Below are 26,283 nucleotides of genomic sequence, written 5' to 3'. Positions count from 1 at the left end.
TTGTAGCTGAAATAGGGCAATTTGTCATCTGTATTTCCCATATGTTGAATGAATATTGTTACAATGGTTTATCATTCTTATTTTTGCAAAAATTTTAAAAAACGCAAACGTTTTATTTCATGAGATCAAGCATACTTGTTTTTGTGATCTTCGCACTTCTTTCCTTTCGTACAAATGCGCAGGTCACTCCTAGAATAGAAAATCAGAAAGACACATCAAACAACCGTACTCCCGCAAAAACAAGGTTAATATTTCAACTTGAGCATGAAAGTGGTGGCGAACTCAAATTTAACGAACGTTCGAAGCAAACCCTGGAAGACTCCTATTACAGTGGCCTTAATTTTCGCGTTGGCTTCCAAACACAATTTCAGGATTCGTTAAAAAGCATTTATAACGAAATATATAACTATCCTATTTATGGTGTCGGCATCTATAGCAGCACTTTTGGCCAGGAGCACCTGGGCCAACCTTTTGCTCTCTATGGCTTTGTTGCGATTCCCATAAAACCGAAAGTCAACAGCCGATGGAATTTCAACTACCGGATTGCATTGGGACTTTCCGGCAGGTTCAACCCTTACAACGAAGAGGACAACCCTTTCAATCTACTTATTGGAAGCAAAAACAATGTATTTATTGACCTTGGACTTCAGGCAAACTACCGATTAAGCCAAAAATTTCAGATCGGTGCCGGCGTGGCGTTCCACCATTTCAGCAATGGCGCATTGGCTTTGCCAAACACCGGAATAAACCTCCTGCCATTGAGCTTATCCGTCTCCTATACGCCAACGAGCAAACCATTTGATTTCAGAAAACGCACGATTCCAAAAATGGAAGAAACGGAGGAACTACATTTCAACTATGCTTTTGGATTTAAACAGATCGATCGGGAGCACGATGGCCAGTATTTCAAATCGACCCTAGGGGCCTATTATAGCAAGCATTTTGGATACAAATGGCGTCTTGGTGCTGGAATGGACGCATTCTATTCAGCAAGTGGTAACGACGAAAACATCGCTGGGGATAAAGCCAGTAAATTCTCCGCATTATTTTCCTATGGGCCCGCTTTCTATATTGACCACGTGTTAAATTCCAGACTATATATCAATGGAAATGTCGGCGTATACTTACACCGTAATAAATTCAATGGTGAAAGCACACCCGTATACCTAAGAGCAGGTGTACGCTATAAAGTGTATAAAGATTTCTTTGCTGGAGTTTCCATTAAAGCACATGGTGGTAAAGCAGACTTTATCGAATGGACAACAGGCTATGGCTTTAAGTTAGGTAAAAAACGGGGGACTCCAACCAGCAACTAATACATGCGCTCTACGGCTCCGATAACAGAGGCAAATACATTGGTACTATAGAAAGCCATATTAACAGCATAAAAAAAGCGTTCATAAGAACGCTTTTTTTATTGTGGGGATTACTGGGTTCGAACCAGTGACCCCTACCTTGTCGAGGTAGTGCTCTAAACCAGCTGAGCTAAACCCCCTAACGAAAAAAAAGCACCATTTTATGATGCTTTGTGGAGGCTACAGGATTCGAACCTGTGACCCTCTGCTTGTAAGGCAGATGCTCTGAACCAGCTGAGCTAAGCCTCCGTTTTGGATTGGTGGAGAATACTGGATTCGAACCAGTGACCCTCTGCTTGTAAGGCAGATGCTCTGAACCAGCTGAGCTAATTCTCCGACTTTGTATGGTGGAGGCTACAGGATTCGAACCTGTGACCCTCTGCTTGTAAGGCAGATGCTCTGAACCAGCTGAGCTAAGCCTCCATACTTTTTTAAAGAACGCCGTTCCCTAATTGCGTGTGCAAATATAGCTTAAAAATTCTATTCTCAAAATTATTTTCAAAGATTTTCTACATTTAAAACCGCAACAAGCTAAAAAACACCCACATAATTTTCATAGCTATTAATCGTAGAACTTCCACGAAATACCAAATCTAAAATTGGCTGTATTCATTGGATAACGCCGTACAGTATAATAACCATTCGGGTAGAAATTCTGATTTAGGAAATTATAACTTAAAAACATATTGACCCGCTGTATATTGGCGGTGATCCATAAGTCCATAATCGGATAAGTAGAAAATTCTATCTGCTGATAAGCGTTATAAAACTGTCCTGTTCCTATCGAGTAATTTGGATTGGCATAAGGTGTATTAAATTTGGCATCAATACCTATACTATAATCAATGACTTTATAAAAGAGATTGCTATAATAGAGACTATGCCAAGTATAAACCTCAGGAATAGCCAATACGCTCTGTTGATCAGTTTTTTGATAAACCACCAAGTTATCAAGTGTAAAATGATTGAGTTTAAATTTTTGGCCCACACTCACTTTCAATAAATTGGCGTTATCCAGTTGCGCTGGATTAATCCATTTATCCTTCCTACGGTCGTTTTGCGGATTCGGCAGCTCTTCAAAATAAGTATAGTTATTCATCAGAAAATACTCAACTTTCCCGTTGAACCCCAATGTAGGATTACGGTATTGAAACGCCACATTTTGAATTTTGGTCTTTTTCAAGCCCAGATCATTCCAGTTACCATAAGTATAGTTCAGGTTCTCAAAAATCATTTCAGGAGATTTGTTCTGCGAATAGGCAGAAAGAGTTACCTTTCCGATTTTATCCCCCATGGAGATATCCGCCTTTGCTTCATAGAGGAAATCTCCTATATTATGGCCAAAAACAATCTGGTTGGCTTTTAAGCTAAAATCTAACCGGTCTGAAAATTTGTAACCCAACTCTCCCTTAACAATTCCATTTTGATAGAAACGATCAAAAGTTGTGCTATCTGGCAATTTCTTAAGCGGTTCAGGATAGGCCGTCTGATTGCTATAATATCGCAATGAGTCCACCTGGCTCTGCTCCACCCAGTTCATATCATGTTGAAAAGCGAGGTTCAGCTTAGCTTCATTTTTAAAAATTGATTTACCGCGCAGAAAGAAATTATACTCAAACTCATTGGAAACATTAGTGATCGCTGTTTTATCATTATTCAGCGCAAGTGCTTTATTATTGTAAGGCATTGCAGCAGCACGGTCGTTCATGTTCTTGAAGAAGTTATAAGTCTGCCTTCTTACCCGGGTGTTATGCGCCATACTGTTTGTCGGATAGATCTGCATAGTCGGCTTACCCTTATCTACGGTATCAATCCGACCTACATAGAGTGACTGACGTAGGAACAGCGAGTTGTCCCACCACTTTGATCTTGGCACAGTAGCATTACTAGCATCCTGAAATTTGACAGGAAACCGATCCGGGGACTGTTTGTTTTCGGGAGCAAATGGACGATCTTCAATAGTAGAGCCATTTTCCATCGCATCTAAGCGGTTAAAAACGGCGTTGATCAATAAGTTATAACGATTATTTTTAGACTCGTACCACGATGCAATGGATGCCTTCAGATCCGAATAATTCTGATTAAGATAAAATCCATCTGTTTTCGTTGAATGAAAGTCAACATTCATATTCCATTGCGAATTGATATTCTGTGCTACCCGGGCCCTAAAAACCTGATCATTGAAAAAGAACCCCACCGCTGACAGTTCGGAATAACGCGCCCGAGCCCTAAAATATTGAACAGAGTCAGGATTTAACAAATAACGTTCTAAGGCAGTGAATCCAGACTGAAATCCAATTGTCTTTTTGGGCTGGAATAATAAGTCACGTGTGGCAAGACCATATGATCCTAGATTCACACTGGGATTCCAGGGTAGATTTTGGGGATTGTAATATTGATAATTACGATGTGATGTATCTATTTGCCTTGTGTAGGTTCCTTTTTTAAGCATATCCAATGTCGCATAACGGATATACTTTGCAGAAAGGATAACCGAATCTTTTTTCCCATCTTCTTTGGCTCTCGCCGAATCCAATGCGCTGCTCCACTCTTCTTTGCTTTGCGCAATAACATCCATGGAACAAACAAGTAAGACACACAGTGCGGCTAATACGCGTACGATCAACTTCATCTAAAATTGTATATAGTCTAAATTTACTGCAAAGCTATCAATTCTTTCAAAATTAATGTCATCTTAGGTTCCGCTTTCTCAGCGACAGCGACGATTTCCTGCAAAGAGACAGGTTTTAACACATCGTGAAAGCCCTCATCCGTAACAACAGAAATCGCGAACACCGGAAGAGCCATATGATTGGCAACAATCACCTCTGGCACCGTACTCATTCCGACTACATCCCCACCAATAATCCGCATGAAGCGGTATTCAGCTTTTGTTTCCAAGTTTGGTCCCTGCGAGGAGACATACACAACCTTTCGCGCTGTAATTCCATGCTTTGCGGCAATTTCAAGCGCCTGTTCAATCATTACCCGATTATACGGCTCACTCATATCCGGAAAACGAGGCCCAAATTCAGTCAGGTTTTGTCCACGCAAGGGATTGTCGGGCAATAAATTGATATGGTCTTCAATAACACCCAGATCTCCATTCCTGACCTCAGGATTCAGCGATCCCGCTGCATTTGACACAAAGAGCTTTTTGACGCCCAACACTTTCATGATCCGAATAGGAAAAGTAATCTGCTGCATATCATAACCCTCATAATAATGAAGTCTTCCCTGCATGGCAACCACATTCTTACCATTCAACTTTCCAAAAATCAATTTACCGGAATGAAATTCTACTGTAGAGATGGGGAAATTAGGAATATTGGAATACATCAGCTGATATTCGATCTCAATCTCATCAACCAATTTACCTAAGCCAGTACCCAGGATGATACCGAATTCTGGAGTAAAATCTCCAATTTTTCTACGGATAAATTCCGTAGTCTCATTTATGCTATGATACATACGTACAAAAAAACTAAGTATCTCAAACTTAACTTAATTTTTTTGTACGTACAAATCAAATATCGCAGCTTAGTTATGCGAAAGCGCCTTTTCACTCGCCTTACCTGGAGAACTGACCAAAAGCATCAGGAAAGTGATAAAACCATTGATGATAATCAGATCCAATCCGATCACATAAGGTGTATACACCTCAATCACATAGGTTTTCAGTAAATACAATATGGTTGGTGAAAGCACACAGATATAAGGCACCGCCTTATCCCGGACAGCAGATTTTGTGAAGATCCCAAAAACAAACAATCCAAGCAATGGGCCATAGGTATAGCTCGCCGCAGTAAATATCGCATTCACCACTGAGTCGTCATTGATCAGCTTAAATACGAGTATCACCAATAACATGACAATCGAAAAACCAAAATGAACATAATTACGCTGTTTGATGAGAGCGGGATCATTGGGATTTTCCTTTTTATTGAAGTTCAGGAAATCCACACAGAACGAAGTTGTCAATGCTGTAAGCGCACTATCGGTTGTTGCAAATGTCGCTGCAGTCAGCCCCATCATAAAGATAATCGCCGGAACGATCGCCAAGTGGTTCAACGCAATCTCCGGATAGAGGTAGTCGCGTGTCGCCAGTTGTGACACATCAATACCATTTTTGGCGGCATAGATATACAGCAGGGCTCCCACCGCCAAAAAGAAAATATTGATCACCACAAATACGCTTGTGAAGGTAATCATATTCTTTTGCGCTTCTTTGATCGTTCCCATAGACAGATTCTTTTGCATCAGGTCCTGATCAAGTCCCGTCATGGCAATAGTCACAAAAATTCCACCCAAGAATTGTTTCCAAAAGTTTGCTTTACTGCCAACAAAGTCATCCCAGAAGAAGATTTTGGAATAGCTGCTTTCTTTAACCGCTTCGAATGTATCCACGATCCCGAAGTCCAATCCCTTCGCCATAAAATAGATCGACAGAATAACAGCAGTCACTAAAAAGGTAGTCTGTAGGGTATCTGTTACGATAATCGTCTTTAAGCCCCCCTTATTGGTATATAGCCAGATAAGCACCAGACAGATCACTACCGTGATCGCAAAAGGCACATTCCAGGCATCAAAAATAAAATGCTGTAGGACAATTGCAACCAGGTATAAACGAAAGGCTGAACCAATGGTACGGGAAATCAAAAAAATAGCGGCACCGGTTTTATAGGTTGTGTGCCCAAAACGTTCTTCCAGATAGGTGTAGATGGAGGTCAGGTTCATCCGGTAGTAAAGCGGAAGCAATACATAAGCGATGATAATGAAGCCAACAGCATTCCCTAGCACAAATTGAAAATAGCTAAATTCCGAAGCGCCAACAGCACCGGGAACAGAAATAAAAGTTACACCGGAAAGCGCCGTACCGATCATCCCGAAAGCGACCATATACCATTTCGAATTTCGGTTAGCGACAAAGAAGGTAGAGTTGTCGGAAGATCCTTTTGAAGTGAAGTGCGCTACAGCGAGTAAGACCGCAAAATAGATCACAATAAAGGATAATAATATAACTGGTGACATAGTTTGTTTTTAATAGGTGATTGTGATGCTGATAGTTTTAATGTGTTGCCTGGTAGGCTTCGATTGCTTGCCTTACATTGCCAAATTGTTCCAACAAAGCTGCGGCATCCTCTTCAGTTGCCCCAGTCTGATCCATAATAATGCGCACACCCCGGCCGACCAATTTGTGGTTTGACAATTGCATGTCAACCATTTTATTCCCCTTAACGCGGCCCAGCTGAATCATTACTGCGGTACTGAACATATTTAATACAAGCTTTTGTGCTGTACCAGACTTCATACGGGTAGACCCCGTCACAAATTCTGGCCCTACAATGACCTCAACAGGATATTGTGCAATTTCAGCAATCGGAGAACCGTCATTACAAACGATACAACCTGTTATCAGTCCTTTTTCGTTTGCAGTCTTCAAGCCACCAATGACGTAAGGCGTAGTACCCGAAGCGGCAATACCGATCACGACATCATTCTCATCAATATCATAAGCTTCCATATCCTTCCAGGCCTGCTCCAGATCATCCTCAGCAAATTCCACAGCTTTACGGATCGCTGTATCCCCACCAGCAATTAACCCAATGATCCACTCAAATGGCACACCATAAGTCGGAGGCAATTCAGATGCATCTAAAACCCCCAGTCGACCACTTGTACCAGCTCCGATATAAAATGTCCGACCACCAGCCTTCATTTTCTCTACCGTAACCTTAACCAATGCTTCGATCTGAGGAATAGACCTTTCAACAGCTAGTGGCACAGATTTATCCTCGTTATTGATATTAGTCAATAACTCATGTACAGACATCTTGTCCAAATCCTGATAATTCGAATCTTTCTCCGTTGTATTAACCATTCTTAATATATATTGTATTTCTTAATTCAATAAACTAGGAATATCCACGATTTGATACCCCTTCTTTTTTAATATCTTAATTATATCATCCAAATGATGATATAGTTTATCTTTACGTCTGTCATCCGTCCCCATATGGATTAGTACCATAAAACCATTCAGGCCAGATTTCGCTTCATGAGACCAAAGGCCTTCCAAAATTGCGGCAGAAGACAGATAACGTTTCCCCATTTCGGGATACGTGTAATCTGCAGCGGTCCGTATTCCGGGTGTATAATTGATTGAAGACAACCCTACTTCTTCTGCCCACGCTACCGTCTGGCTATTATACCATTCATAAGAAGGAATATAATAATTTATCTTGCTTGTATCCGCCCCCGAAAGCGCCAATTCAATCAAATTAGCCTTCAAATCCCGCAGGAACGAATCCCGGCTGATCAGCAATTTATCCCGGTTCCCCCAATCACTGATCAGGAGATGCTTATCTGAATGTCCTGATACCAAATGTCCGTCTTTCAACATCTGCCTGATATAAGGCTTGAAACTTGCATTCCGTAGATAATCTCCTGTTAAGAAAAAATTCCCCTTCACATGATGATGCTTCAAACTTTTCAAAACCACCGCTGTTCCTTCTGACAAATCATGTCCTGTAAAAAGTAAGGACACTTTTTTTGTTGTCGAATCGCCACGGACAACAGCACCAAAAACATCCCTGATTACTTTTTTCCAACAGGCTCCTCCAATGCCTTTCCTTCTTTAGCCGCTAGCAAGTAGATCAATGAAGCTGTTCCATCCATGGTGGGTTCATTGGTACTGTAGTCGCCATAATCATCATGGTAGACAGCCAGGTCACTCTGAAAGTCCGCATAGCTATCAGGGTTGTTTAGTTTAATACCGATCAGGTTACGATAAGTAGAGGCCATTATTGGGCCATCTACCAAGCCACCATCAATCGGATGTTTACCCAAATAGGTAAAAGCAGAATGTGGATCAACTGGTGTATCGCCCCAAGATGGAAGACCATAGACCATACTTGTTCCCCATGGATTGGCACCAAAGAGCCAATCGAAATTTGCCTGCTCCAGTTCATCAAACCGATTATCCCCTGTCAGCTCTTTATACCAAAGGCATTGCATTGCGAAAGAAGCCGTTAGATTGTTACTGCACCAGATAAAAGGAACCCCTCTTAAAAATGCATTTTGCTCCGCACGTTTATTGACCTCTTCAATACCTTGTCTATAATATGAAACAATCTCCTCGCGATCCTGTCCTTTCAATTTTTTTGCCAATTCATAATGTCCCAAGTTGATAAAAGGATACCACTGATAATGTGCAGCAGTATCTGTTATCATCCAGGGTGTTACTTTTTCTTGTCTGGCATACTGCATAGCTTCTTCGGCGAACTTGTTTTTCCTTGTTACCGAAAGTCCCATTGCCGCTGCCAGCTGCATATCATCCACCCAATTGTCTTCGGCATAGATATAAGGTGATTTGACCGAAACCGTCTGTGTCACCCCGGGTTTTATATTTGCATACGCATAGGCTGTCTCCGCTTTCTGTGACAGCAATTTTGTATATTTTTTATCCTCTTTTCCAAAAAGCACAGATCCCAAACGGAAAGCACTGCTAAATTTCCCTGCTGTAGAACTTGTTCCGGTCGTGTTATTCATAAACTTGCCCCTTTGTTGCGGCTCGCCATCTATGAAATACACTGGGCGTTCAAATCCACGACCATAATAAGGGTCCTCCTTGGGCATGCGCATACTTGCATGATCTCGGTCATCCGCAATCTGATTATACATCTGATTTGCTTTGGGATGCATCTTCAACAACCAGTCCAGTCCCCATTTAGCTTCATCCAATATATCAGCACGGCCGTTCTTCCCGTCCAGACCATTTGCCTGCTTTTGATCTGCAAACACCTTAGGAAAGTCCCGATAAGCCGCCAGCAGATGAAATGTTGCATTTGCCGAAGTCGTCGCGTATTGCAAATAATCAGAAGCATCATGCCAACCTCCGCCAGCATCAATATGCGAGCTATCTGCTACACCCACTTTACCTGCATACAATGTAAAACCATCGTGCGTATGACAACTGTCTTTTAAAAAGGGATTGAACAATGTTCGTTGTTGACGCATATATCGCAATACAAAGTCCGCTGCACCCTTATAGACATCTCGGGCAATCCTAAAATGAGGAGATTTGATTTCTCCCAACTGGATAAAAAAACTTCCCGTATCCTGTAAAGCTGAGAAATCGAATCGAAAACTCTGCACAAAAGGGCCGTAAACACCATAATCTTTCCCTACGGAATGAGCATACACTGTCTTACCTGTCTTTGCATCTTTAACCTCAAAAGAACGAAGCTGCCTGATTGATTTCCCGCCCCATACCGCGACCTTTTTACCTGCCGGTGTATAGCCTAATTGGTTTATTCGAATCCAAGCATTTTGCTGTGCTTCCGCAAAGTTACAAACAAAACATGCAAAAACAAGCAAAAAAGCTTGACGTAAATTTAAGAAGTTTAGACATTCTTTTATCATAATAAGGCATTTATTTTTAATAAAATCAACTCAAACGGTTGTTTAAAACCTCAAAGAAACTATTTTACCGTCCATCGTACCTGCAACAACCTCATTACTACCGTTTACAGCAACAGGATTGACCATTCCATTGGAAATTTTATATTGCCACATTATATCGCCTGTTTTTGCATCAACAGCCGAAAGCAAACCCGAATGACTCGGCACAAACACCAATTTACGATTTGTTTTTATCGCCGAGGGAGTCAATTCATAAGGCAATTTTAGTTTTGCTTTCCAAATTACGTCCATTTTCTCACCTGAAGAAGAAATCCCCAGCAAATCGCCATCCATTGTCTTCACGTAAACCTGTTTTTTATTTACAGCCAGTCCCATAGACTCCCGCACACGTATGCGGTCTTTCTTTTCTCGCCAGACCACAGTACCATTCTTTGCATCCAATGCAGTCATAAATCGATCCGGCGCTACAACAAATACGCGATTATTTACTCCAACGGGATTGCAGGCGGCAGCCGAAAACATCCGATTGGCGTGACCATTGTTCCATTCCCAGGATAGCTCTCCAGTTTTAGCATCCAATGCATAAAATCCATTTCCCCACGAACCGAAGATGACATTACCCAAATAATACGTTGGCAAAGTCGATACAAACCCTTTGACCTGATCAAAACTCCATCTTAATTTACCAGTCTTTATATCCAACGCCCTGAATTTACCATCCGAACCACCGATAAAAGCGACACCATCATGCAGCAGTGGCGAGCCCAATACTGCCTTATCTGTCCGCACCTTCCAGAGAAGTTTTCCATTTTCCGCATTGACAGCATATATAAAGTGATCAGAAGAACCGGCTACAACAATACCTTTCCAAATCGCTGGCGTAGAGTACACTTTCCCTCCCGTCCTGTAAGCCCAAAGTTTTTTACCGGATTTAAGATCCAGCGCAAAGATATCGCCCGCGGTATTGGAGGTAACAACCTTATTTTTATAGATTGTCAGCCCTGCACCAATATCGCTCGCATCTTCAAAAGTCCAATTTACATGAACAGCACTTGCATACTTTTCATTGACCGCATAACTCGGCCGTGGATAAGTCGCAGTTTCGCGGTCATAGTGATGATCAAACAAAGGCACTTCTAACCAAGGTTTTTCTTGTGTACCAATTTCCGGATTACGCTCCTGATAAGAGGCCTTTCCATCACCGATGGTCACAATATTATAACCACCGACAGCTTTATTTGCACGTAGATTGGATCGCCCCATTACACCCGGAATCCCCTCCCAGTCATACGCTTTGTTAGCATGTCCATGGCCACAGAAAGCCAATTGTACATTGCGTGTTTTAACACGCTTCAATGCATCAAACCAATTGTTCAGGGAAGAGTCTTGTGGGTAATGATTAATATAAATTAGCGGTGTTTGCCTGTCAGGGTTCGCAGCAAAGATGGAATCCATCCACACCAGATTTTCTCGTGGTATCTGCCCAGGACTCATCCGCATATTCGGACCAGAGTTTGTTCCAATAAATTCATAGCCCTTATGTTTAAAGAAAAAAGTCTCCCCACCAAAGACAGTACGAAAAGTATTGGCGCCGTTTTCAGACCAATTCCCATCGTGGTTACCTGGAATAACGTACCAGGGCAGCTGCAGGCTATCCAAAATCCGCTTTGCCAATTTCAATTCCTGATCAGCCCCAAATTCAGTGATATCTCCTGAGAGTATAACAAAATCGATGTCTTTCAATGTATTAAGATCCTTTACAGTACGTCGCAGATCTTCCTCCCCTGTTGCACCACCGACATGTGTATCCGTGACATGGGCAAATTTAAAAGACTGCGCAAAGGACACATTGATAATGCACAATAATGCAATAATTAAGGCTTTAAGCTTCGGTTTCATGGATAAAGTTTTCTTAAAAATAGCGTTTTTATGCGTAAACATAAAACATAAATGCGTTTTTATGCATGATATTTTTGATACAACAAACATATTACCTATTTCTTTTCCAATAGATTTACAAAAAAGCCTTGTCTAATTCTTAGACAAGGCTTAATAGTATTAAGAATCGAATTACCAGCCCTTTGTTTGGGTCAGTTTATAACCGCGCTGCTCATATTCGACCATTTGCGCCTGACCAACAGGAGCCAGATAATTCTTATCCATTATCGCATTTCTGTTTGAAGCATTTTGTACGACAATAAAACCAACCATTTCAGCAGCATTTGAGCCATTGTAAGTCACAATAGTACCATCCGCCTTTCTAACTTTGGTAACATTAATATAATTTGCTTTCAAAAAATCTGGAGCTTGTTTTGCCACATCAACCCAGATACCCGTAAAGTAATCAGTATTTTTGGAAAAATCCATATAATTCAGTTTCTTCCATCTTCTAAGATCCATTAAACGTGAATACTCAAAAACAAACTCCATGCGACGTTCACGACGGATCTCCCACATCAAGGGCGATACATCTCCATCACGCAAAGGATCATTCGCGATAGCCCCTAATTGAAGCGCTGCCGTTTTCTTCACCCCTCTTGCTACTGCTATTTCATCCAAAGGCCTGCTACGAATCGCATTAATTGACTTATCTATATCCGACTGGCCAACAGCAGCTCCCCCAAAGAATTCTGCCAAAATCTGCTTTGCCTCCAACCAGTTTAACACGACTTCCGCATATCGGATAACAGGAGCATCAGAAGTATTTGTATTGGAATTCCATTTTGAATAATCCGGGTTTGCGCTTGGAATTTTATATCCATTTCGTGCAACATACTTCGTTCCATAAACAAAAGTGGAAGCCTTCGAGTTTAGATCAGTATCAAATGAAGCCTCAAACCGCGGATCGCGCGTTTTTGCCAAATTTGCTAGGGAAAAATCCGAGACATTTTCTACAGTAGATGAAGCAAATGGCTTGCCATCAACACAAATAAACTCCTTGATCAGCTTCAAGTTTGGAGCTGCCGCCTGTGCCTCTATGCCATTTTGATAAGAACCGATTGCGTGAAACACATTAACAGAAGCGTCATACTTGCGATAAAGGATAACCTCCTTGTTGCTATTCAAGTCTTGTGAAGAAAACAAGCTTTTAAAATCAGAACCAAAGGAAAATTTACCAGAATTCATCACAATCTCTGCAGCACTTTGCGCCAATTCCAAATATTTTTTTGCTTTAGCCTGATCCAAACCATGGTATTTTTGCCAAGACCCTTCAAATAGCATCAAACGCGAAATAAAAGAAGCTGCCACATATTTATTCAGGACATTTACCCCGTCATCATTACGCATATTTTGTAACACAAATACAAAGTCATCATACACGTGATCCATTACTTCGCCACGATTCGTACGATCTTTATACTGAGTATCAAAATCAGCCGCAGGTATTTCTTTCTCAAAATAAGGCACATCACCAAACACAGAAACCAAGCGCGCATATTCAAATCCTTTGAAAAAACGAGCCACGGCAGTCCAATGATTATACTGCTCAGGTGTCAAATTAGGCTTAGCCATATTCTCTAGACGGTCTAAGAAAATATTAGACTTACGTACCCAGGAAAAATTCCAGGTCGGTCCTGCATAACCACTCAACCAATCACCAGCTTCAGCAACAGAATATCTCGAATCTGGAATAGAGTTTTCAAAACTAGTCTGCTGACCACTAAAAGTCAAATCATCAGAAAAGGTATATCCCCTAACTGGCGTATAATCCGTTGTATAGGAACTATTATAACCATTGAAATACTGCGTATAAAATCCATTCGCAAACAGCCTGAGATCATTTTCATCCCGCCAGTAAAGACCTTGTCCGTCTGTAATTTTATCCAGGGCTGGGCGATCCAACAAACTATTACAACCTGTCAGTCCCATTGAAACCCCTAATAATATATATATAAATTTTGCTTTTATTTTCATGATAATTTCAATTAGAATGTTAATTGAACACCCACTGATGCCGATTTAAAAGTTGGCGTTCCAACTCCAGTACGACCACCGTTGTAATTATTTTTTAACACATCAACAAACATATTCACACCGTCCACAGCCTCCGGATCGATTGGTAGTCCCTTCAACTTATCCCATGTAAAGAAATTCTCCAACGCAGTGTAAACTCTAAGGTTACTGATACCGATTCGTTTTAAGGTACCTGCCGGAACCGTATAACCGAGCGTCAGATTCTTCACCCGCAGATAAGACATATCTAGCAAATAACGGCTTTGAATCTGCATATTATTGATATCATTTGTTCCACCATTATTAAAAGGAGCCGGATAAAACGCATCTGTACGATCTTTAGTCCAGTAGTTTGAAGACATTACCGCTGGCATAGCACCATCTGAAGAATTAAAGCCCGCCTGCGCTAAGAAACCTGTCCCCCATACTTGTCTACTACCTACACCCTGAAAGAATGCCGAAACATCAAATCCTTTAAAATCAGCTCCCAATCTAAAGCCATACTCATATCGCGGGGTTGAATTACCAATAACTTTCAAATCACCATGGTCCGCCAATGTTTTCTTACCATTATCGATCTTACCATCTCCGTTCAGGTCCTTGAATTTAACATCACCTGGGCCAAAGCGGAATGTCGCGGAATTTTGCACCCAGCTTTGGTAAGCTCCATTCGGATCCGACAACTTATTCATTGTCTTACCATCTATAACCGCGGTAACTAAGTCATTTCCATTATAGACGAAATCGCTATTTTGATATAAACGATCTGTTTCATATCCCCAAATTTCGCCATAAGTCTTACCACTATAGTTTTCAGTAACAATCGTTGTGGTTCCATATTCCGTGATAACAGACTTCGCATCAGAAATGTTAGCTCGCAAGTTGATACCTAAGCCATTCTCAAATCGATGATTAAAATCGACAGCAAATTCCCATCCGCGAGTGCGCAATGCTCCAAAATTACCCATAGGAGCTTTAGAACCAAATGTTGGCGCAACACCCTCCATTGGTACAATCATATTCTTTGTATCCCGTTGATACCAATCAAATACAAAACCCAGTTTGTTTTTAAAGAAACGCGCATCAAAACCAACATCTAATGTTGCAATATCTTGCCAACCGATAGCAGATAAAACCGCCGCCGGCGTTCCGACAAACCAATTCCTATCACCGGCATTGCCTATCCATGTAGATTGCGAGTTTTCCATAAAACTTGTGTATAACGCATTGGAAACAGATTGATCCCCAATACTACCCCAAGATCCTCGGATTTTCAATTGGTTCATAAAATCACTAGACCAATCCATAAAAGACTCTTGCGACACTACCCATCCTGCGGACACCGATGGATACCACTTCCATCTTAAGTTTGTCGGGAATTTTGAAGACCCATCTCTACGCAAATTAGCCTCAAAAAGATATTTATCTTTATAAGCATAATTCACACGACCGAAGAAACCTATTTGTGATTCCCAAAATTTCGCACCCGATCCAGTCACAGTTCCTGAACCAAATGTCAATTGCGGATTCTTAATATCTAGCAATTTAGTAACTTGAGTCCAAGAATTTTCTGTCTTCTCCGCGATACGGTTTAGACCTAACATAAATTTAAAATCATGACCACCATCAAGATTTAAATTATACGTCGTAAAAGCGTTGATCGTGTGACGTAGAATATTTGAATTATCCCTGCGGTAATGATCCGGATTAGCTCCGGATGCTGTATATGTAAAATAGTCTAAATCATATGCTGGCACAGCACCTGTAGCCGAAGCATCCACATAGTTACCCGATCCATCCACATATCTCTGATTGCCAGCAGCATCTAATTTTTTCACTGGCGCACCCCATGAATTACCAGCAGTAAAACGAGTTCCCGGCTGGTTCCAGAGCATTTCTTGATTTGACAACGTATAATCAAAATCAAGCTTCCAGTTTTCCATAAAGTTTACTGTAGCACCGGCATTAAAATTCATGTAATTCTTCACTTGACTGGCAACATTTGCCGCCCCAGTCTCATAGGCAGGGCTACGGATCGGATCGCCGTCACCATCATTTCCGTACGGATACAATGAACTCCATCGATACATATAAAGCCACGGATCGGCCGTGGTTGAATTTGTTGCATAAGGATACTGTTTATTCGTCCGAGAATAGATGGCACCTGCACGCGCTGTAATATACTTGTTTAATTCACTTGTAACTCTTACTGACGCATTGTAACGCGAGAATTGATCTGTATTGGTTTTTAACATACCGGACTGATCGAGCATCCCCAACCCAACGTTATAACCTGTTTTACCAGTCTTCCCTGACAGTGACAGATTATGCTGCTGTGTCGGAGCCCATTCACGAATCATATAATCAAATGGATCGTAAGTCCTGACACCATATTTATATCCTGTAGCAGGATCAAAATACCAGTCACGCTCATACAAGGTTGGATCGTCTTTACCAATAGAACCGCCATACTTTTCCTGCCATTCGACAGCTCTCTTGTAGCTCTCTTCGTTGATTTTATAGAAAGCCCCAACAAAATTGTTTCCTTCTCGTTTTCCAGCATCCAACGAATACCTCAAAGCATCCACTGTCCCCATTTCATATTTCTTGAATGGATTCTGAAAAGAGAAATTATTGGAATAACTGATTGTATTACTTTCCGTTTTAGCCCCCTGCTTAGTCGTTATCAGAACAACACCAAATGCCGCCTTAGCACCATAAATAGAAGAAGCAGCAGCATCTTTTAAAACAGTAATTGACTCAATATCATCAGGATTGACAACATTAATGCTTGGGATTTCAACATTATCCAATAAGATCAATGGATTGCTAGATCCATTAATAGATCCTATTTGTCCCCGAATCTTAATTGTCGGATCAGATCCAACCTCGCCATTAGGTATAGTAACACTCAAACCTGGCGTACTCCCTTGCATTGCACGACCAGCGTCGGCAATTGGCCGCCCCTGCATCGTCTCTTTAATATTTATAGAAGCAACTGCTCCTGTCAAATTACCTTTCTTTTGTGTACCATAACCGACAACAACAACCTCTTCCAAGGATTGATTATCATCCACCAACGTCACATTAACTGTATTTGACATAACAGTAACATCTTGCGCAACATACCCAATGGATGAAAAACGCAGCTTACTTCCCACAGCGGCTGTAATCTTGAAATGCCCCTGTGCATCGGTTTTAGTAGACGCGGTCCCGCCAATGACAGAAACGCTTACTTCTGAGACTGGGCCTTTTCCATCCGTTACAGTACCTTGCACCGTATTTTGAACCGAAGTCTTCGATGAAGAGCGAAGAAGAGCACTTGTCAAGTTAGCACTGCTCAAAGCGCCCTCTTTCTTTACGAAAGAATAGGATTCAGAAGGAAAACTCAATCCAAGAGCAACAGAAAATAGTACAAATTTTCTCATTGATTATAGAGTTTTAAAAATAAATGATTCTAGTTAGTATTGTTTATTCGTTAGTATTGTTCGCAATAGGTTATTCAAAATCGCTATACAACAGGTACTTTTTACGCATTTGCTTGTAAACCTTCAAGTCTGCAGCCCAAGAAGCGCGAATCTGCCCCTCGGATTCTCCGTCCATAATTTGTTTGCGCAATTGATCTGTCCCAGCTAGCTTATCAAAAAATTCTGGCCGAGCAAAAAACGTAGTCTTATCCGGTGTTTTATTATAAAAATCCAGCAAGTATTTTAGTGTAAATTTTTGTTTATCAGGATTCAGGCTACGTAGGTCGATACCATAATTCATAGCGCCTTTTCCCTCTACATGCTTTGACATACCATGACGCTCACCTGGAGTAAACGTAAAAGATCCATAAACAGGATTTGTATATCCCAACACCTGAAAGGGCCAGTCTGTACCGCGACCTACCGAAATATCTGTACCCTCAAACAAACAGAGGGAGAGATATAAGCGTACCGAAAGCTGATTGGGTAAGCTTGGCGATGGAATAACAGGCAGATCATACATCTTCTTGTGATTCCAGTTTTGCACTTTTACAACTTGCACATCAGCCTGGCGCCCATTCTCCAGCCATTTCTCACCATTGATCATCTGCGCGAGTTCACCAATGGTCAATCCATGAATCATGGCAATTTTATGCCAGGAAACATCTGACTTAAATTTATCATCATGGCGCACGGGCCCATCTACCTGATCTCCGTTTGGATTAGGGCGATCCAAAACAATAAGTTTCTTATTGTGCTTCGCACATAATTCCATGACACGGTGTAAAGAAGTAATGTACGTATAGAAGCGTGCTCCCACATCCTGTAAGTCAAAAATCATCACATCGATGGAATTGACAATCGAATCTTGTTTTTTATTACCGCCGTAAAGAGTAAATAAAGGTAATCCAGTTTTTTGATCAATATCGTTTCCAAATTTCTCTCCACGTTCAACATTCCCACGAAAACCATGTTCCGGAGCGAAAGCAAACTTCAGATCTACTTTATTTTCAAGCAACACATCCACTAAATGCTTTTTATCGTCCCCTACAATGGAAGTTTGATTCCCCATAATACCGACTTTTTTGCCTTTTAGTTGCGGCAAATACAGCGACAATTGATCCGCCCCAGGAATAGTAGTACCGACACTCCCTTTTACATCATCCATAGCATTCGTTTCATTCAGGACAACGGTTCTTCGCGCATAACCACAAGAAGAAGCCAGGGAGAAAAGAGAGACCACGAAGGTTAATTTTAGTAAGGTATGTTTCATCATAAATAGACCATTAGACCATGCATAAAATGCAGTTTTATGCATGAATAATTGAAAATCAGGATAAAAGTAAGTAGATTTTTTCGTTTTATAAACGAAACAAATTAAAAAACGCAAAATAAAGTAAGTGCACACTAAGTATCCTACCCAAGCCTTCAAGATTAAAAAGCCCTATATTCGACTAAAAAACAAGAAAAAAGACGTTTTCATAAACAAAAACACCTCAAATATATCTTTTCAAAAAACATTCCCATTAAACATGGTTATAAAAAAAACACTCACAATAAAGCATAATAACGCACATCTTTACCCTAACCGCACCCTAATAAAAAAGTCGGAAGAAATCCTTCCGACTTTTTTACGCAATCTATTTTAATTGATATTACTTCATTTTCACAAAACCAACTCCATTTAAACTACCAATCATGCTCACAGGCGGCTTATTCACAACGTTCCACGACGCCAATCCAACCGAACCGGCAGAAAGCTGCCGCTGAGCCATTACACTAGCACCACCGCTATTAACCACAAAAGCATCATAAGAACCGATTGCCTTCATTATCCGAGCCAAATCATTAAAAGTGACGCCCACTGAAAAACTACTATTTGCCCCATCTACGACAACGGCATATAAGATAGATCTATCAGAAGATAAGCCAAGAGCTGTATTTGCCTGCACCACTGCCGAAGTAGACACAATAACACCTCCTCTATACTGCAGCCAGCCTGTCCCAGAAATCAAACCCTTAAATTTATTTATATCATAAGGCTCAAAATTAAACTGCAAAGTATCAAAACAATTTCCAATATACGCTGTCCCGTCAGATTGAACAGCAAAGAACGGCCTGGTCTTTTCCTTTCCTGAAGTGGTAGAAATATTGATCTTACGCCCATTTTTTATATAGGAATAAGTAGAAGTAGTAGCCCCATTAATCACAGCCAGAATCTCCCCTCCAGATGAAACCTCATTATATTTAGCCATATCCGAAACCGGCTGCGCGACATAAAGATGATCATCGAACGAACTCATCACATAAGGAACAATCTTTTTCTTGAGATCTATTTCTAAGATTTGAATGCTCGTCGGTTGATTTAATTTATTAAGAAACCGAATATGGGTCCTTTCTAATCCATCAGCCAGACTAACTGTAGAATCCATCTGAAAAACCCCAACTACATCTGCCTGATTCATAATTTTCTGGGTAATTTTTTCGATTTTATCGTCTGGAGGAATAACATCTTCTGGCACAAGCCCATCTTTTTTGTCATCAAATTTAGGATAATCATCCCTTTTCTTACAGGAAACAAAAGAGATCAAAAACAAGACAAACATCAAGCTGATCTTAATTGGGCAATATAATATATTCTTTTTCATAACTATCGGACTAAGAAAAATGAAAGATAAGGCTTCATAATCGCCGTCGTAAATCCATTATACCCTAACGCATACACAGCATAGGACCTTCTATCAAGAACAGCACCCGCATTCGAATAAAATGCAATAACCGAAGCATTTGTAACCGGAGCACCGGCAGGCCGGATCTTCCAGGTCCTCGTCGCAATACGATTCAATTCAAAATAAGGACTACTATCAAGGTATTGGATATTTTTTGCGACCAAAGAATCTTGGGTCGGCTCAGCGGCAGTTGCAGCCGCCCCATAGTACAAGTCTATCGCAGGAACATTAGGCATCAGATTCGTGAATCGATAACGAGCCTGCGTAGAGTCTGGCCGAGACAAATCTTCTTCATTCAAAATCATCTTGGTATTACTAGCTGTATCGGTCACATGTAATGTATACCTTTTCCCTGCTTCGAAATTCACCTGCGTTTCATACAGGACTATTGAATCCCTACCATCATCTATACGATAAGGAAGCCCCACCTGAACCTTAATATTACCAGCCTTATATTTCAAAAAATCAGGTCGAGAATCCCCTCTTGTATTATAACCACCACCTGGAAATGGCTCTCGACCCCTGATTAGCGAAGTAACCCGTTGTCCGTCAAACTTAACATACATATAGCGATCATCAGGATAAATTGAAGCCATATTTATTTTAACGATAACATCACCACTACCCAAGAACTCCACTTGACCGAAGTCTTGAATAGATTTTTTACAAGCGACTATTCCGAATGCCGCTAGTCCAAAAAATATAGTTTTATATAAAAATCTCATAATGTTCAATCAATTTTATCAATTCTCAGCAGTAACAAACCAGGTTGGTTTAGTTATATATTCAGGCTCCAATGCGCCCCAACGATCCAATTCCTTTTCATTCCAAACATATTCTGAATTATAACGCGGCCGCACCCTGTAACAATAATCATTATAAGTAAGCTGACTGCCACTTAATGGAATATACTGTCTAAAGATATCTGAACTGTAACGATATTTCCTAAGATCACACCATTGCTCTAAGCCTCCCCACCCCCATTGCACTATATACTTCTGCCCCATAATATCAGCCAAAGTCAGGTCCGCAGCAGATTTTGCAACTTCGCCTCCTTCCAGATAAGCCTTCATATCATTCAGCGAAATCGCAACTTCTTTATTATCTATATATTTATTCACAAAGTTCATATGTGCCACAATTCCTTTTTGATAAGCATCATAAGCTCCAGATTTATCTCCTTTAACAAACAACGCTTCGGCTTTCACCAATTGCAATTGCGCATGTGTCATTAAGGGAAAATCGACCGTATTTCTAAAGATAAATTTCCCCTGATAGGTATTGTTCACAAATTCTCCCAAAATATTTGGCACGGTACTATTCGTAACATTTGGCTCCCCGCCGATATAAATACTATCCCTCACATTATTTATCATCAGCATGCGGGACAAACGAGGATCAGTAGATGATTTTGGATTCTCAATTGGCGTACCACGAAGTCCCCCTGTAAGATAACTGACAATAGGCTTCCCTGCACGATTATAATAGGAGGTTGTATAGATTCCAAACAAAGCGCTTACCACATTCGCATTCGCAGACTTATCTCCAGTAAACTTGACCCCCGCATCGTCTGCGATAGATTGAAAGGACAGATCAACAAATTTTGCCACAGAATCAGCATATTTATCTTTAAAATCCTGCTTATTGACCAAATGAATATATTGTATCGCTTTCAAACCATACACAAAACGCCGCCACTGCTCCATATTACCCCGATATAAATTATCTCCTTTTATAGAATTCAATGAAGCACTATAATCTATCGGACTCTTTTTATCGAGGTATAACAATGCCGAATCACACCATTGCCTTACTTTCGCATAGACCTCCGGTTGGTCATTGTATTTGAACGAAAGTTGGTTTGAGCGAAATGCCTCATCTAGGATAACTGGCCCATGATAGTCCGTCAGAGATTGGTACCCCCAAGCTTTTATCGCATAACCAATCGCCGCATACTCATATTTTTCATTTTCTAGCGCATCTTTTATCATACGCTCCAGATTCAATCCCAGATCAAAATATACCATACGCCACATGACACCCCCAACATCGCTTCTTTCCGGGAAACCGTGTTTTTCCCAAATTTTGGAAGAAACATCACTACTCCCACCAAGAATTGTCTGATTAAATTTATTCATCTGACGCTGATCCTGCGAATATCCACTTGCCATCTGCGCTATAATAGGCGCTAATAACAACTCAGCTTTCACCAACTGAGGATTAGACGGATTTTCATTTATATCCAGGTATTTTCTGCAACCACTCATCAGCATGAGTACGGCAACAACGATTATATAGAAACGTTTACGCATCTCTTTTTCCTCCTATAATTTTAAAGTAAGACCAAAGTTAAAACCCCTAGGTTTCGCCATGTTTCCAAAGTCGATACCATAACCACCAATACCACCTAAGCCAGGGGTATTCATATTACTTTCAGGATCTAATCCTGTATAATTTGTAAACAAAAAAACATCAGTAGCTGTAAAAAACACGCTCAGACCAGCTTGTGCTCCAATTTTTCGTGTCAGATGCTTCGGCAGGCTATACCTCAACGTGACATCACGTAAACGCACCGTATAGATATCCTTTTCTATAAACATCTGCGGCTCTGTATTGACCGTATAATACCCAGAAGAAGAATAAGGAGTCACAGCAATCCGATTGATTGTTGGATTTTCGCTATTCTGCAAACCATCCTCCAGCACCCCTGCAATCACCCTTGGCTCCTCTCTATTCAGCGTTTTAGAGGACATACCATTGATATACAACCTATAATCCAAACCATTCAATACATCTCCACCTTTCCGCCAGTCCCACAAAAATGTAAGGTAAAAATCTTTATAGGTTAATTTATTGACTATTCCAAGCGTAAAATCAGGGATTCGATCTCCAATAGGATAATAACGATCCGTACCCGCTATTGGCAAGCCTGTTTGCGCATTGATCAAAACATCTCCACGATCATTTCTTTTGAATCGAGTACCCGTCAACGTACCGATACTATATCCAGGAACCACTCCAGAGCGAACACCACCCAATACCTGCGTATCCGATTCATAAAGCTCCGGAAGGTCCTCCGCCAGAGACAGCACCTTACCTTTATACTGTGTAAAGTTGAACGTTAGATCCCATTTTAGATTATCCCTACGGATCGGGTTAATTGTTGTCTGCAATTCCGTACCATAAGTTTTCACCTCGCCTCCATTCATCATGCGCAGTACAAATCCGGAACCATAACTCAATCTAGGCATAATAATCTGGCCGGTACTTAACCGATTAAAATAACTAAAATCAAAGGTCAACCTACGATCCAGCAACGCCAGCTCTAAACCTGTTTCAAAATCCCTCGTTTTTTCCGCCTTCAAATTAGGGTTTCCGCCATTGACGCCATAAGCAAACCCACCCCCTGTCGTATTCTTTGGTTCAAAATTTGAGAGCGTATAGTAACTCTTATACGGCGCTTTTCCTGTAGTACCTACTGAAACCCGATACTTTCCATTGGTCATCCAAGAAACCTTATCCTTGAAAAAATCCAGATCAGTAAAATTAAAAGCCAATGAAGCAGAAGGATAGGCAAAATATGGATTATTAGGCATCATACGCGAGGCCGCATCCAAACGCCCCGTCAAATTCAGGTAAACCATATCATTTAAATATCCAAATCCGGTCTGCGCCATAAATCCTACTGTTCGAAAATTCGCTGCAGCACTCTTTACGAGTCTTGAACTTGGAAATGTATTATTAATACTATAAAAATCTGGATCATAAAAATCCTCGCCATATTGTGAATTTGTCAAAAAGTCATAGTCTTTAAATTCAGCACCTAGATTTGCACGAAAAGAAAAATCCTTTGACAAATTCTTTTTTACATTTGCCATGAACGAGCCCGAAAGAATACGTCCGTTTACAGTATACTCATTAATAGAACCATTCCTCATAGCCGTACTGGAACCAGAACCCGAAAAAGACTGTGGATGATACACACTCTGGCCTAGTGTATTTGAAAAATCGATACCGATAATCCCATTCAAGCTCAACCAGCTGTTTGCACGATAGGAGATATTGGAGGTCGCAAGCACACGATTAACGACGTCATACGCTGTATTCCGATAAACATCCCAAAAAGGATTATCTCTTTCATTAAAAATATCGGAATTATGAAGCACCCGATTGCCTTTATCATCTATCCAATCGCGTACATCAAAAATCGGATTGAAACTCATTAATGTCATCAGATAGCCAGAAGCCCCCCGTCTAACCTTATCATTTTTTGAATAAATATAATTCAATGAGGTATTGAACTCTAATTTATCGCCAAACTTAGCCGTGCTGTTTAACCGCGTTGAAAAACGTTTATACAAGGTATTGGGCACTACACCGGTATTGTTATTATATTCATTTGACCAGCGATAGGTCACCTTTTCGGTTCCTCCTTCAAAAGCCAAACTATGTTTTTGGTTATAGCCTGTGGTGAAGAAATTTTTCACATTATCTTCATAGATATGAACACCTTCAGGATAGCGCGGGCCAAGTGCAGTCGACGCTGTTCCATCATAGGAACCATTCAACCCTTGCGCATAAACATACTGTCTTTCAGGAAATTTATTAACGCTTTCAACACGTCCCGAGAAGGTATAATTCGCAGTGAACTTACCAGCTTTTCCTTTTTTTGTGGTAATTAAAATTGCGCCACCAGCACCTTGACTACCAAACTGAGCTGTAGCTTCAGGCCCCTTCAAAACTGTATAGGTCTCGATATCATCTGGATTGATATCCATAGCTCTATTGGAGTAATCCAAACTCTGGTTAGCCCCATTACTTGCAAGATCATTCTCATTGATGGTAGAATTATTGATCGGTATCCCATCTACAACAATGAGCGCATTATTATCCCCTGATATAGATGCAAATCCTCTAAGTACAATTTGCGCGGAAGCACCAGGCAAACCACTTGTACTATTAATAGATAAACCTGGGACACGACCTTGGAGGCCTTGAAAAAAGGATTCCCGTTGGGTATCTGAGACATCCTCACCAGAAACAATTGGCGTTGAATACCCTAAGGATTTTCTATCCCTCTTGATACCATAGGCAGTCACGATGACCTCGTCTATTGCCGCACTGTTATCAGAGAGAACAACATTAATTACCGATCGACCCTGGATATTCTCTTCGGTAGACGTATAGCCTACAGATCGGAAAATCAATGTCGCACCGTCGCTTACTGTAATTTTGTAAGCACCGATAGAACTGGTAGCAGTTTGCGTGTTCTTTCCCTTTTCTTGAACAGTAACGCCTTTTAACGCTTCACCTTTTGTATCAGTCACTTTACCTGTAATGACTTTTTGGGAAAAAGCAGTACAGTACATACATAGTAAGCTCATTAGCAAGAGCAGACTTCTTTTCATACTTAAACAATTTAATTCGTTAACTAGGTTTTATAACTTTAAAACTCCCCTTTCCAGCAAGTAGCTAAGACTGGGAAATTTCTCAAATCCTCAATTATTTACAAAATGAATCTCAGGCAAAATATTGGTTTATATATTTCTTTAATCAAATATAGCATAAAAACGCATATATTAAAACAAAAAATAGATTTAAAACGCGCAATAACGAAAAAAGCCGAATAAACAGGATTTATTCGGCTTAATAACGTAAAAAATAACCTACGGCATTTTATTTAATTGCAGATCAACCAAACGCCCCCTCAGCGCATGCATAAATTTATCCCCTGGATCATCTTTACCAGTGATATATTTAGGATCAGTTTCCTTCCACCAGGAAGTTTTTTTAAAGCGTTGATATTCATGGTGCCCGATCACATATTCAATAGCGTATTTTTTACGAAGGTAGCGAATCAGCTCTTCATTTGCCTTCAACTGCGCATCAGTCAAAGGGTTCTGGCGGCTACCTATATTTTCGATACCAATTGCACAATAATTGAGACCAATGGTATGTCGGGCAAAGATAGTATCGGGCAGAAATTGATAGATTGTTCCATCACGGTCGATTACAAATTGAGAAGATACATTCAAGGGACTCGCCTTTGTCAGTTCAGGCCGGCCTGGCAATTTCACAGGATTAAAGGTATTGAATGTTGCTTTTACACTATTGTTAGCTGTCCAATGCACAACAACCATTTTGGGCTGTATCGTTGGCGCAGCTTGACTTAGCCCATGTCTATTTTTCAGATAATCCAAAGACAGCTGTATGCGCTCTTGATTCCAGGTGATAGGCTTTTGAACAATCTTGGGCGATTGGGCAAAAAGAAAAAATGGAAATGCTGTGAGGAAAAATTTAATAAAGTATTTCATCGAAAAAAGTATTAGATAAAGAAAGCCGCAATTGCGGCTT

General features: G+C 40.7%; 16 protein-coding genes and 4 tRNA genes. 1 reads left to right on the top strand and 19 read right to left on the bottom strand.

Translation table 11 applies throughout. The annotated features are described in order from the left end of the window. The first annotated feature begins 119 nt into the window (after positions 1-119). Positions 120-1,316 carry an acyloxyacyl hydrolase gene (locus tag LC454_RS08880; protein ID WP_223581601.1) on the top strand — a complete coding sequence of 399 codons (1,197 nt, stop codon included), beginning with the start codon at positions 120-122 and terminating at the stop codon, positions 1,314-1,316. A 104-nt stretch (positions 1,317-1,420) separates the two neighbouring features. Here the strand turns inward: LC454_RS08880 and LC454_RS08875 are convergent. The 19 genes from LC454_RS08875 to LC454_RS08785 form a co-directional block, all read right to left on the bottom strand. After that, positions 1,421-1,495, bottom strand: a tRNA-Val gene (locus LC454_RS08875). Between the two features lie 34 nt (positions 1,496-1,529). Next, positions 1,530-1,604: transfer RNA gene (locus tag LC454_RS08870), tRNA-Val, on the bottom strand. Positions 1,605-1,613: 9 nt separating this feature from the next. Further along, positions 1,614-1,691, bottom strand: a tRNA-Val gene (locus LC454_RS08865). Positions 1,692-1,700: 9 nt separating this feature from the next. Beyond that, a tRNA-Val gene (locus tag LC454_RS08860) sits at positions 1,701-1,778 on the bottom strand. A 139-nt stretch (positions 1,779-1,917) separates the two neighbouring features. Beyond that, on the bottom strand, positions 1,918-3,987 hold the full coding sequence (locus LC454_RS08855; protein WP_223581599.1) for a putative porin: 2,070 nt from the start codon (positions 3,985-3,987) through the stop codon (positions 1,918-1,920). Between the two features lie 23 nt (positions 3,988-4,010). Next, positions 4,011-4,826 carry a purine-nucleoside phosphorylase gene (locus tag LC454_RS08850; protein WP_223581597.1) on the bottom strand — a complete coding sequence of 272 codons (816 nt, stop codon included), beginning with the start codon at positions 4,824-4,826 and terminating at the stop codon, positions 4,011-4,013. A 69-nt stretch (positions 4,827-4,895) separates the two neighbouring features. Then, the gene (locus LC454_RS08845) at positions 4,896-6,386 is read right to left on the bottom strand and encodes a sodium:solute symporter (protein ID WP_223581595.1); all 1,491 of its coding nucleotides are present in this window, start codon (positions 6,384-6,386) and stop codon (positions 4,896-4,898) included. 37 nt (positions 6,387-6,423) lie between these two features. Continuing rightward, positions 6,424-7,236 (bottom strand): N-acetylmuramic acid 6-phosphate etherase, encoded by an 813-nt coding sequence (gene murQ, locus LC454_RS08840; protein WP_223581593.1) that lies wholly within the window; start codon positions 7,234-7,236, stop codon positions 6,424-6,426. Positions 7,237-7,257: 21 nt separating this feature from the next. Next, positions 7,258-7,902, bottom strand: coding sequence for a polysaccharide deacetylase family protein (locus tag LC454_RS08835; protein WP_223581591.1), 645 nt, complete (start codon positions 7,900-7,902; stop codon positions 7,258-7,260). 50 nt (positions 7,903-7,952) lie between these two features. Beyond that, positions 7,953-9,779: a glycoside hydrolase family 9 protein gene (locus tag LC454_RS08830; RefSeq protein ID WP_223581589.1), complete on the bottom strand. Its 1,827-nt coding sequence runs from the start codon at positions 9,777-9,779 to the stop codon at positions 7,953-7,955. Positions 9,780-9,821: 42 nt separating this feature from the next. Continuing rightward, the gene (locus tag LC454_RS08825) at positions 9,822-11,678 is read right to left on the bottom strand and encodes a PQQ-binding-like beta-propeller repeat protein (RefSeq protein ID WP_223581587.1); all 1,857 of its coding nucleotides are present in this window, start codon (positions 11,676-11,678) and stop codon (positions 9,822-9,824) included. A gap of 171 nt (positions 11,679-11,849) precedes the next feature. Continuing rightward, entirely contained in the window at positions 11,850-13,694 is a 1,845-nt protein-coding gene (locus LC454_RS08820) for a RagB/SusD family nutrient uptake outer membrane protein (RefSeq protein ID WP_223581586.1), read from the bottom strand. An 11-nt stretch (positions 13,695-13,705) separates the two neighbouring features. Next, complete coding sequence (locus tag LC454_RS08815; RefSeq protein WP_223581584.1) at positions 13,706-17,161, bottom strand: SusC/RagA family TonB-linked outer membrane protein; 3,456 nt, start codon at positions 17,159-17,161, stop codon at positions 13,706-13,708. A gap of 70 nt (positions 17,162-17,231) precedes the next feature. Further along, positions 17,232-18,518 (bottom strand): exo-beta-N-acetylmuramidase NamZ domain-containing protein, encoded by a 1,287-nt coding sequence (locus LC454_RS08810; RefSeq protein ID WP_223581582.1) that lies wholly within the window; start codon positions 18,516-18,518, stop codon positions 17,232-17,234. A 337-nt stretch (positions 18,519-18,855) separates the two neighbouring features. Continuing rightward, positions 18,856-19,848 (bottom strand): phosphodiester glycosidase family protein, encoded by a 993-nt coding sequence (locus LC454_RS08805; RefSeq protein WP_223581580.1) that lies wholly within the window; start codon positions 19,846-19,848, stop codon positions 18,856-18,858. A gap of 2 nt (positions 19,849-19,850) precedes the next feature. Then, entirely contained in the window at positions 19,851-20,654 is an 804-nt protein-coding gene (locus LC454_RS08800; protein ID WP_223581578.1) for a DUF4397 domain-containing protein, read from the bottom strand. Between the two features lie 18 nt (positions 20,655-20,672). Continuing rightward, a complete protein-coding gene (locus LC454_RS08795) occupies positions 20,673-22,241 on the bottom strand; it encodes a SusD/RagB family nutrient-binding outer membrane lipoprotein (RefSeq protein WP_223581576.1) in 1,569 nt (522 codons plus the stop codon). A 12-nt stretch (positions 22,242-22,253) separates the two neighbouring features. Further along, positions 22,254-25,337 carry a SusC/RagA family TonB-linked outer membrane protein gene (locus tag LC454_RS08790; protein ID WP_223581574.1) on the bottom strand — a complete coding sequence of 1,028 codons (3,084 nt, stop codon included), beginning with the start codon at positions 25,335-25,337 and terminating at the stop codon, positions 22,254-22,256. A 258-nt stretch (positions 25,338-25,595) separates the two neighbouring features. Continuing rightward, on the bottom strand, positions 25,596-26,243 hold the full coding sequence (locus LC454_RS08785) for an N-acetylmuramoyl-L-alanine amidase (protein WP_223581572.1): 648 nt from the start codon (positions 26,241-26,243) through the stop codon (positions 25,596-25,598). Positions 26,244-26,283: the final 40 nt, after the last annotated feature.

The organism is Sphingobacterium sp. GVS05A (genome assembly GCF_019969845.1).
Classification (GTDB): Bacteria; Bacteroidota; Bacteroidia; order Sphingobacteriales; family Sphingobacteriaceae; genus Sphingobacterium.
The sequence above is the reverse complement of the archived record's forward strand: the minus strand, read 5'-3'. Positions and strand labels throughout refer to the sequence as shown.

Bases quoted from the DNA above. Each gene is read 5' to 3' on its own strand.
- LC454_RS08880 (WP_223581601.1), top strand. From the start codon at position 120: ATGAGATCAAGCATACTTGTTTTTGTGATCTTCGCACTTCTTTCCTTT.
- LC454_RS08855 (WP_223581599.1), bottom strand. From the start codon at position 3,987: ATGAAGTTGATCGTACGCGTATTAGCCGCACTGTGTGTCTTACTTGTT.
- LC454_RS08850 (WP_223581597.1), bottom strand. From the start codon at position 4,826: ATGTATCATAGCATAAATGAGACTACGGAATTTATCCGTAGAAAAATT.
- LC454_RS08845 (WP_223581595.1), bottom strand. From the start codon at position 6,386: ATGTCACCAGTTATATTATTATCCTTTATTGTGATCTATTTTGCGGTC.
- murQ (WP_223581593.1), bottom strand. From the start codon at position 7,236: ATGGTTAATACAACGGAGAAAGATTCGAATTATCAGGATTTGGACAAG.
- LC454_RS08830 (WP_223581589.1), bottom strand. From the start codon at position 9,779: ATGATAAAAGAATGTCTAAACTTCTTAAATTTACGTCAAGCTTTTTTG.
- LC454_RS08825 (WP_223581587.1), bottom strand. From the start codon at position 11,678: ATGAAACCGAAGCTTAAAGCCTTAATTATTGCATTATTGTGCATTATC.
- LC454_RS08820 (WP_223581586.1), bottom strand. From the start codon at position 13,694: ATGAAAATAAAAGCAAAATTTATATATATATTATTAGGGGTTTCAATG.
- LC454_RS08815 (WP_223581584.1), bottom strand. From the start codon at position 17,161: ATGAGAAAATTTGTACTATTTTCTGTTGCTCTTGGATTGAGTTTTCCT.
- LC454_RS08810 (WP_223581582.1), bottom strand. From the start codon at position 18,518: ATGCATAAAACTGCATTTTATGCATGGTCTAATGGTCTATTTATGATG.
- LC454_RS08805 (WP_223581580.1), bottom strand. From the start codon at position 19,848: ATGAAAAAGAATATATTATATTGCCCAATTAAGATCAGCTTGATGTTT.
- LC454_RS08800 (WP_223581578.1), bottom strand. From the start codon at position 20,654: ATGAGATTTTTATATAAAACTATATTTTTTGGACTAGCGGCATTCGGA.
- LC454_RS08795 (WP_223581576.1), bottom strand. From the start codon at position 22,241: ATGCGTAAACGTTTCTATATAATCGTTGTTGCCGTACTCATGCTGATG.
- LC454_RS08790 (WP_223581574.1), bottom strand. From the start codon at position 25,337: ATGAAAAGAAGTCTGCTCTTGCTAATGAGCTTACTATGTATGTACTGT.
- LC454_RS08785 (WP_223581572.1), bottom strand. From the start codon at position 26,243: ATGAAATACTTTATTAAATTTTTCCTCACAGCATTTCCATTTTTTCTT.